Source organism: uncultured Granulicatella sp. (genome assembly GCF_963545075.1).
Taxonomy (GTDB): domain Bacteria; phylum Bacillota; class Bacilli; order Lactobacillales; family Aerococcaceae; genus Granulicatella.
Genome location: NZ_CAUUHX010000006.1, coordinates 40,604 through 50,002 on the forward strand (window position 1 = coordinate 40,604; position 9,399 = coordinate 50,002).

Consider the following 9,399-nt stretch of genomic DNA (forward strand, 5'->3'; position numbering starts at 1 on the left):
ACTTTTGAGGTGTTTTTATGCTCAATTTTCAGATATCTTTTTAAGATTTTTGAGAGTTATGGTACAATTATAAGGCGAGTTTGAAGAGAGGAGATAGATAAATGAAACAAAATCTAACGTTGAAAAAAATGTTATTTATTTCGTTATTAACAGCTCAAGGAATTATTTTGAGTTTACTAGAACAAGCGATTCCTTTTCCTTTTGCCTTTGCACCGGGTGCTAAATTAGGAGTTGCCAATATTATTACAGTGATTGGTTTATATACATTGTCCTTACAAGAAGTGGTGTTAGTCGTGTTATTGAGAACATTGTTGACTGCTTTGTTAGGTGGGACGTTTTCAACTTTATTGTACAGTAGCGCAGGAGCGACGTTTAGTTTGTTAGGGATGTTGCTGATTAAACAATTAGGTCCAAAACGTGTTAGTTTAATTGGGGTCAGTGCGACGGGTGGTATTTTACATAATTTTGGGCAATTAGTGATTGCAAGTTTTATTGCAAAATCTTGGAATGTGTTATTGTATTTACCAGCTATGTCTATTGTGGGGATTTTCGCAGGAATTGCTATTGGAATTTCTGCAAACTATGCATTAAATCATGTAAAAATATTAAAAACGTATCGTGAAAAACAAGAAATGTAAATTTATGAAAGCAAATGAAAACTAAAAAAGAATTAGACAAAACGTTGATTTTATACTATAATGCTTAAGTGAAAAAATTACAAAACGAGAGGGGATTTCTAATGACGAAAACAAATATTGTTGTTATCGGTGCAGGATTTGCAGGAGTAGCAGCAACGAAAAAATTATCACGTCATTTCAGAAAAGATAAAGATGTTACAATTACTTTAATTGATAAACATCCATATTTAACATACATGACGGAGTTACATGAAGTAGCTGGAGGTCGTGTAGAACCAGAAGCAATTCAATATGATTTGCAAAAACTATTTGCTCGTTCAAAAAATGTTCAATTAGTAACGGACAAAGTAGTTAGCTTAGATAAAACTAAAAAAGTTGTTACAACAACTTACAAATCTTTCCAATATGATTATTTAGTAATCGGTATGGGTGGAGAAGCAAATGACTTTGGTGTACAAGGTGTGAAAGAACACGGATTTACATTATGGTCAATGGAAGATGCGATTAAAATGCGCGAACACATTATTCGTTGTGTAGAACGTGCAGCTAAAGAGCATGTAACTCCAAAACGCCGTGCTTTATTAACATTTACAGTATGTGGTGCTGGATTTACTGGGGTAGAATTAGTCGGTGAAATCATGGATTGGATTCCAGTATTAGCGAAACAATACAACTTAGATGAGAGTGAATTCTCATTATACATCGTTGAAGCAGTTCCAACTATTTTAAATATGTTAGATGAAAAAGATGCTGCTAAAGCTGAAAAATTCATGACTGGTCGTGGCATTAAAGTCATTAAAGGAAACGGAATTGAAGAAGTAAAAGAAAACAGCATTCGTTTAGTAGACGGTACTGTCATTCCAACTTACTCATTATTCTGGACAGCTGGTGTTAAAGCAAATACTGAGTCTGAAGTGTTCGGATTCAAATCTGCTCGTGCAGGCCGTTTAGTTGTAAATGAATTCATGCAAGTAGATGGAGAAGAAAACATTTATGCAATTGGGGACTTAGCATACTACGAAGAACCTGATAAAGAAAATCGTCCAACTCCACAAATCGTTCAAGCAGCTGAGCAAACTGGACATACAGCAGCGAAAAATATTATTGCAGATGTGGAAAACACTGCAAAAGTTGCTTATAAAGGAAAATATGATGGATTCATGGTTTCAATTGGATCTCATTATGGTGTAGCTTTCTTAATGGGCAAATATCACTTAAGTGGATTCTTTGCAATGTTGATGAAACATTTAGTAAACATCAAATACTTCTTAGAAATCTTCTCATTATATTATGCAATTCAATACGTATTCCACGAATTCTTCCACATTAAAGATCGTCGTAATATCTTCCGTGGACATTTATCACGTTACGGAAATGTTCTTTGGGCATTACCATTACGTTTATTCTATGGTGGAATGTGGACAATCGAAGGATTGAAGAAAATCTTTGGTCTTTGGGGTGCACATAGTTGGATTGACGGAACTCATTTAGCATTCCCATTCCCTTGGTTATTAGAACCAACAAGTGCAGCAAGTGGAGCAGCTGAAACAGTTGCAGCAGCAAGTGGAGCAGCAACTCAAACAGTGGCAGAAGTAGCAACTTCATTTGGATTTAACTATTCATATGGTGAACAACCAATGATGGTATTAGATAAAATGCCAGACTGGTTTGCTTCAATTATGCAAATCATGATTCCAAATGTTGAAGTAGCACATGTAATGCAAACAATTATGTCATTTGTAGAATTAGCGATTGGTTTAGCAATTATGGCTGGATTCTTAACATGGATTGTTAATGCAGTAACAGTTGGATTAGTAACAACATTTGTATTGTCAGGTATGTTCTACTGGGTAAATATGTGGTTTATCCCAGCAGCAATTGCTTTAATGAACGGATCAGGACGTGCATTTGGTTTGGATTACTACTTCATCCCATGGTTCCAAAAAACTGCTGGTAAATGGTGGTATGGAACTTCGAAACATATTTATGGTTTCGGTTCAGATAAACAAGAACGTTAAATAAGATAAAAGTCGGCTTTGCCGGCTTTTTGTCTATAGTGATTGGAGAAAAAATTATGGAAATGATTCATTCAATGTGGAATGAATACCCGTTTTTAAAACAGGAATTAATAGCCATTCGTCAATTGATGTTAGAAAGTATTGAAATTGAAGATGCAGAAATTCATCAAGCAATTGTAACGATGTTACAACAAGGTGGGAAAATGATTCGTCCTGCTTATCTAACATTGTTTGCTAACTGGTGTAAAAATGGGAAGCCGCAAGAAGTGAGAGCTGTTGCAGCGGCGTTAGAATTACTACATGTTGCAACATTACTTCATGATGATGTGATTGATGAAGCGGACATGAGAAGAGGTCAAGAGACGCTGAATGCTCGTTATGGAAATCGTGTGGCGATTTATGCTGGAGATTTTGTTTTAACGAGTTGTTATCAACTTCTTTCAGCGTATTTGTCTGATTTAGACGGAATTTCACTCCCAACAAATGGAATGGCACGAGTAGTTGAGGGCGAATTAGCTCAAATGAGAAATCGCTATCGCTATGATTTAGGACTTCAAGAATATTTGAAACGAATTGAAGGAAAGACGGCTCAATTATTTATGGTTAGCTGTTATATGGGAGCAAAATTAGGACAGATGGATGATGCTCTTAGAGCTAAGAAAATTGGGCAACAAATTGGAATGGCGTTTCAAATTTTAGATGATATTTTAGATTATCAAGTAACGCCTCAAGAGTTCGGAAAACCTGTGCTAGAAGATGTTGCGCAAGGGGTTTATACAGCGCCATTAATTTATGCAATGGAAAAAGAGTCTCAGAAAATCATTCCATTATTGGAGAAAAAACAAGCAATCTCTGAACAAGAAAGATTATTACTAAGAAAATTTGTGCATGATTCTGGTGGCTTGCAAAAAGCACAACAATTAGCACAACAATATACAAAACAAGCATTATCTCAAATTGAACGTTTGCCTGAAAGTGATATGAAGGCAATGTTAACGCAATTAACGAAACAATTGTTAGAGCGTACAATGTAATCGAAAAATAAACTCCAATTAACAGAGACTAAGACTGTTAGTTGGAGTTTTTTTATGAAGATAGGATGTTTTTACATGTGCTTGACATAGTTTTACCGATATTGTTAGAATTTGCAATGAGTTATAGGAACATGATATAATAATACCTAAAGAATTTAATAAAATTCTGAAATTAAAGAGAAAAGGATGAATAAAATGACATTCAAAAAATCATTAGCAACAGCAGCTGCTTTATTATCATCAGTAGTTGTATTAACTGCATGTGGTGGAGGTTCTAAATCAACTTCTTCAACAACTTCTTCAGCAAAAACTACTCAAGCAGCAAAATCTACTGCTTCAGGAGAATTAAAAGATGGTACTTACAAATTAGTATCTGAAGCTGACAAACGTGGTTGGCATGTAGAGTTTACAATCGTAGTTGAAGGCGGAAAAATCAAATCTTCTGACTATGACAACTTAAATAAAGATGGTAAACGTAAATCAGAAGATGAAGCTTATGAAAAACAAATGAAAGATAAAATGGGTACAGGTCCTGCAGAATACTTCAAAGCATACAACATTGGATTAGTAGAAAAACAAAATCCATCAGATGTTGAAGTAGTATCAGGAGCAACTCAAGCTCATACTTCATTTGTAGAATATGCTAACAAATTAATTGAAGCAGCTCAAAAAGGTGACACTAAAGAAATTAAAGTGGCAGCACCTCAAGGCTAATTTAAATTTAACGATGAACCGGGCTTAAGCTCGGTTTTTTCTTTTGAAACAGGAGTTTAACTTGAGTTATTGTGAAAAATTTAGTAGACTATTTGAATGGAATTTATACATTTAAGGAGAGATATATGAAAATCAATAAATGGTTGTTGGTAACAACTCTTGCCTTAAGTTCAATTGGATTAGTGAGTTGCCAACAAAAGAAAGTTCAAGATGCAGAAGTTGTTTCATCAGTTTCCGTGAAAACACCAAGAGAAATTATTAAGTCTCCCGTTAAGAAAACAGATTTCTTATTAGGAACTGCAGTAGCATTATCTGTCTATCATCCAAACACTGAAGAATTATTAACACGCGCTTTTGCAATGGTGAAAGATTTAGAAGCTAGAATTACAGTAAATGCTAGTGGTTCTGAAGTAGATGCCATTAATGAAGCGGCTGGAGATCATGCGGTTGCAGTCAGCGATGAAGTGTATGACTTGATTAAACAAGGTTTAGCATATAGTGGAGAATTTGATGGTAGTTTTGATATTACGGTAGGACCTTTAACGAGTTTATGGAGAATTGGTTTCCCGGATGCTAGAAAACCATCCCAAAAAGAAATTGATGATGCACTACCTTTAGTCAATTATAAAAATGTCGTTTTAAATGATGAAGAAAAAAGTGTCTTTCTAACTCAAAAAGGAATGTTATTAGATTTAGGCGGAATTGCGAAAGGATTCATTGCGGATCAATTATGGAATTTCTTTAAAAAAGAAGGAGTGACAACAGCTGTTCTTGATTTGGGTGGAAATATTGTTGTGATGGGAGGTTCTCCTGCACGAGACGGAGTAGCTTGGAATGTTGGGTTGCAAGATCCATTAGAAAGTCGTGGTAAAACTTTAGGAACGATTTTAGAAAAAGAAAAGACAATCGTAACGTCAGGAATTTATGAACGATATTTAGAAGTAGACGGTAAAACCTATCATCATATTTTAAATCCGAAAACAGGATATCCATATGAAAATGATATAGCAGGAGTTTCGATTATTGTTTCAAGTTCTACTCGTGGAGATGCATTGTCGACTTCTATGTTCTCAATTGGTGTAGAAGCAGGATTGAAGTATGTCAATCAAAAAGATGATGTGGATGCAGTTTTCATGACAAGAGATAAAAAAATCTATGTTTCTAATTCGATTAAAAATGCGTTTAAACTAACGAATGATCAATATACATGGGAAGGGTCGCATTAGTATGAAAGATATCATTGAATTAGTGGAATTAAGAACGAAAATTGCGAGTGTTATTCCTTTTGTGGTTGGATTACTGTATTCGTTTTGGTCGTTTGGAAATTTTAATGCAGTTAATATGGTGTTGTTCTTTATTGGAATGGTATGTTTTGATATGGCTACGACCGTTATGAATAATTTAATGGATTATGTCAAAGCGAAAAATGAAACGTATCGTCAAGAAGAAAATATTATTGGAACTTCGTCTTTAACGGTTAAACAAGCTACGATGATTTTCGGAAGTTTAGTTGGTGTTGCAACCATTATTGGAATCCTTTTAGTGGTGAGAACGAATATCATTTTATTATTTGTTGGTACACTTTGTTTTGTAATTGGAATTTTTTATACATTTGGTCCAATTCCAATTTCAAGAATGCCTTTAGGGGAAGTGTTATCTGGAGTTACCATGGGATTTGGAATTTTTTGGATAGTGATTTTTCTGAATTCGCCAGAAGCCAGTTTCGCTTGGATGGGATTAGACCAAGGAATGTTGATTGTCCGATTAGCATTGTTCGATCATATCAAAGTAGCATTGCTCTCATTGCCGTTAGTATGTACGATTGCGAATATTATGTTAAGTAATAATTTGTGTGACTTAGAAACGGATATTACGAATCATCGTTATACTTTGGTGTACTATATTGGAAAACAAATGGCGTTAAAATTGTATCAAGGACTCTATCTTATTAGTTTTGTAGCGATGGTGTTAGCAGTTGTATTTAGAATTGCACCGATTTTAATGTTAGGAACTTTAGTTGTTGGAGTACCAGTATATAAAAATATTCAACTCTTTATTCAAAAACAAGAGAAACGTACAACATTTGCATTAGCGATTAAAAATATGTTAATGATTCATGTCGTGCAAATGGTATTATTAGTCATTAGTGTGATATTTTTTCGCTAATGCTTGACAATTGGCACTGAGAATTTTATGATTGAATAGATATGATACAGTAGAAGAAAGAGAGTAGTGAAAATATGGCACAAAAGAAAGCAGCGTTGGCATGTAGTGTATGTGGTTCAAGAAACTATACACTGACTTTAGGACAAAATAAGCGTGTCGAACGTTTAGAGTTAAAAAAATTCTGTAAGTTTTGCAATAAACAAACACTACATCGAGAAACTAAATAATCGAGAGGAGCAGTTTCGCATGCGTTTTTTAGTAAATGTTGTTAAAGAAATGAAAAGAGTAACATGGCCAACTGGTAAAGAAGTAAACAAATATACATTAACAGTTGTAATGGCAGTATTACTTGCGTTAGGATTTTTCACAGTAGTGGATTTTGCGATTGCAAGTGCATTTAAATTAATTATTAAATAATTCGCAAGAGTTATAAAATAGTGGTATAATAAAAGCAAGCAAAAACCTTCAAGTTAGAAGGTTTTTTTGTATGAACAAATAATAGGAGGAATTACAATGAGTAATGCAGCAAAAGAATGGTATGTATTACATACTTATTCAGGATATGAAAACAAAGTAAAATCAAATATTGAATTACGTATTAGTTCAATGGGGATGGAAGAAAATATTTTTAGAGTAATTGTTCCAGAGGAAGAAGAAGTAGAAGTAAAAGATGGAAAAGAAAAAGTTACCGTTAATAAAACTTTCCCAGGGTATGTATTGGTTGAAATGATTATGTCTGATCAAGCATGGTATGTTGTACGTAACACTCCAGGTGTAACAGGGTTTGTTGGTTCTCACGGAGCAGGTTCTAAACCTTCACCATTATTACCAGAAGAAGTGGATACATTATTAGGACGCTTAGGAGTGCCAACTCACGCACCAGTAGATTTACATGCTAAAGTTGGAGATTATGTGATTATTACTGAAGGTGCCTTTGATGGTATGAGTGGTAAAGTGACAGAAATCGATGACGAAAAACAAAAAGTTAAAGTAACGATTGAAATGTTTGGTCGTGAAACTGTTGCAGAATTAGAATTCTACCAAGTGAAAGAAGATGACTCTTACTAATGCGAGAAAGCATGTTAGATCGTTTTGTACGATATGCAAAGATTAATACAAGAAGTGATTTAAACTCTTCAGCAGTTCCAACGACGAAGAGTCAGTTAGATTTTCTACAAATGTTGGAAAGTGAATTAAGAGAATTAGGCTTTTCAAATATTTCTTTAGATTTAGAAGATGCTTATTTAGTAGCTTGTATTCCAAGCAATTTGCCAGAAGGTAAAGCAGCACCAACCATTGGATTTGTAGCACATGTCGATACTGCAGATTTTAATGCGGAAAATATTCAACCACAAGTTCATTATGACTATGATGGGAATGATGTATTACTGAATTCTGAATTAGGATTGATGATGCGAGTAGAAGAGTTCCCGAATTTGAAAAATTATATCGGACAAACTTTAATTACAACAGATGGGACAACTTTATTAGGTGCAGATGACAAAGCAGGATTAGTTTCAATATTAGAAGCTGCCATTGATTTGTTAGAAAATCCAGAAATCCCACATGGAGATATATGGGTAGCCTTTGGACCAGATGAGGAAATTGGAAAAGGTGCACATCGCTTTAAAGCAGAAAGAATGCCAGCAAAATTTGCCTATACATTAGATAGTGGTGTAGTCGGTAAATTGGAATATGAAACCTTTAATGCAGCAAGAGCTGTTGTAAAAATTAATGGGACAAGTGTACACCCAGGACAAGCAAAAGACGTCATGGTAAATGCACTAGCTGAAGCTGCTAAACTATTCGCAAAATTACCAGAACAAGAAGTGCCTGAAAGAACAAGTGGCTATGAAGGCTTCTATATGCTTGCTAAACAATCTGGAAATATTGGAATGGTAGAAGCAGAATATATTATTCGAGATCATTCGATGGAGAAATTCCAAGAGCGTAAAGAAACTTTCGCTAAAATCGTAGAAGAACAAAATGCAACTTATGATGTTCCAAGAATTGAATGTCATATTTATGATGAATACTTTAATATGCATGAAGTGTTAAAAGAAGATATGACTTCAGTAGAAGTAGCAAAAGAAGCATATCGCCAATGTGGGATTGAACCAGATGTCCAACCGTTTAGAGGTGGAACAGATGGTTGTATTATTACCTTTAAAGGAATTCCAACACCAAACTTGTTTACCGGTGCAGAAAATTTACATGGGCAATATGAATTTGTCACATTAGAAAGTATGGAAAAAGCAAAAGAAGTTGTATTAACCATTATTCAAAATGTAGTGAAATAAAAAATAGCCCTCAGATGTGAAAGTCTGAGGGCTTTATAAATACATGATTCATTTGTTCCTAAATTGTTCCGTAAAACTAAAATTCGGAAAATAGAAGAAAAGTAAAACGTTGATTTAACAACATTTTAAAATGTTAAAAATAACAAAAAACATAAAATATGCCGAAAGCAGGGATCGAACCTGTGACCTACGCGTTACGAGTGCGTTGCTCTACCAACTGAGCTATTTCGGCTGATGAATATAGTATACTCCTCTTAAAAGAAGAAGTAAACTGGAAAAACAGCGTAGAAATAAGGTTTTAATAGAAAGGATAGAAAAAACTCAAAAAATATAAAAAAAGTTTTAAAAAAGACTTGCAAAGAATAAAAAGCTATGGTAAATTATAAGCACTGTTAACGAACGTTCGCGTTTGAAGCGATTACGAAAAGTAAATTTTAAAAATAATTTTAAAAAAGTTGTTGACAGAGAAAAACGCCTATGATAATATATAGGAGTTGTCGCGATAAGCGACGTTGACCTTTGAAAACTA

Annotated in this window: 10 protein-coding genes and 1 tRNA gene; 10 read left to right on the plus strand and 1 reads right to left on the minus strand. The window is 34.3% G+C overall.

The features are described 5' to 3' along the window. Positions 1–101: 101 nt before the first annotated feature. The 10 genes from RWZ86_RS01695 to pepT all read left to right on the plus strand — a co-directional run bounded on the left by RWZ86_RS01695 (position 102) and on the right by pepT (position 8,870). Entirely contained in the window at positions 102–638 is a 537-nt protein-coding gene (locus RWZ86_RS01695) for a Gx transporter family protein (RefSeq protein WP_314679471.1), read from the plus strand. 101 nt (positions 639–739) lie between these two features. Next, on the plus strand, positions 740–2,656 hold the full coding sequence (locus tag RWZ86_RS01700) for an NAD(P)/FAD-dependent oxidoreductase (RefSeq protein ID WP_314679473.1): 1,917 nt from the start codon (positions 740–742) through the stop codon (positions 2,654–2,656). A 56-nt stretch (positions 2,657–2,712) separates the two neighbouring features. Beyond that, positions 2,713–3,690: a polyprenyl synthetase family protein gene (locus RWZ86_RS01705; protein ID WP_314679474.1), complete on the plus strand. Its 978-nt coding sequence runs from the start codon at positions 2,713–2,715 to the stop codon at positions 3,688–3,690. A 195-nt stretch (positions 3,691–3,885) separates the two neighbouring features. Beyond that, complete coding sequence (locus RWZ86_RS01710) at positions 3,886–4,404, plus strand: FMN-binding protein (protein WP_314679475.1); 519 nt, start codon at positions 3,886–3,888, stop codon at positions 4,402–4,404. Positions 4,405–4,529: 125 nt separating this feature from the next. After that, positions 4,530–5,630, plus strand: a complete 1,101-nt coding sequence (locus tag RWZ86_RS01715) for an FAD:protein FMN transferase (protein WP_399544678.1) — start codon at positions 4,530–4,532, stop codon at positions 5,628–5,630. Position 5,631: 1 nt separating this feature from the next. Then, complete coding sequence (locus RWZ86_RS01720; protein WP_314679478.1) at positions 5,632–6,570, plus strand: 1,4-dihydroxy-2-naphthoate polyprenyltransferase; 939 nt, start codon at positions 5,632–5,634, stop codon at positions 6,568–6,570. A gap of 74 nt (positions 6,571–6,644) precedes the next feature. After that, a complete protein-coding gene (gene rpmG / locus RWZ86_RS01725; protein WP_006703972.1) occupies positions 6,645–6,797 on the plus strand; it encodes a 50S ribosomal protein L33 in 153 nt (50 codons plus the stop codon). Between the two features lie 19 nt (positions 6,798–6,816). After that, positions 6,817–6,987 (plus strand): preprotein translocase subunit SecE, encoded by a 171-nt coding sequence (gene secE / locus RWZ86_RS01730; protein WP_006703973.1) that lies wholly within the window; start codon positions 6,817–6,819, stop codon positions 6,985–6,987. A 96-nt stretch (positions 6,988–7,083) separates the two neighbouring features. After that, positions 7,084–7,638, plus strand: coding sequence for a transcription termination/antitermination protein NusG (gene nusG, locus RWZ86_RS01735; protein WP_314679480.1), 555 nt, complete (start codon positions 7,084–7,086; stop codon positions 7,636–7,638). After that, a complete protein-coding gene (gene pepT / locus RWZ86_RS01740) occupies positions 7,638–8,870 on the plus strand; it encodes a peptidase T (protein WP_314679483.1) in 1,233 nt (410 codons plus the stop codon). The genes nusG and pepT overlap by 1 nt, the downstream gene beginning before the upstream one ends. Before the next feature lie 159 nt (positions 8,871–9,029). Here pepT and RWZ86_RS01745 read toward each other — a convergent pair. Beyond that, a tRNA-Thr gene (locus tag RWZ86_RS01745) sits at positions 9,030–9,102 on the minus strand. Positions 9,103–9,399 lie beyond the last annotated feature (297 nt).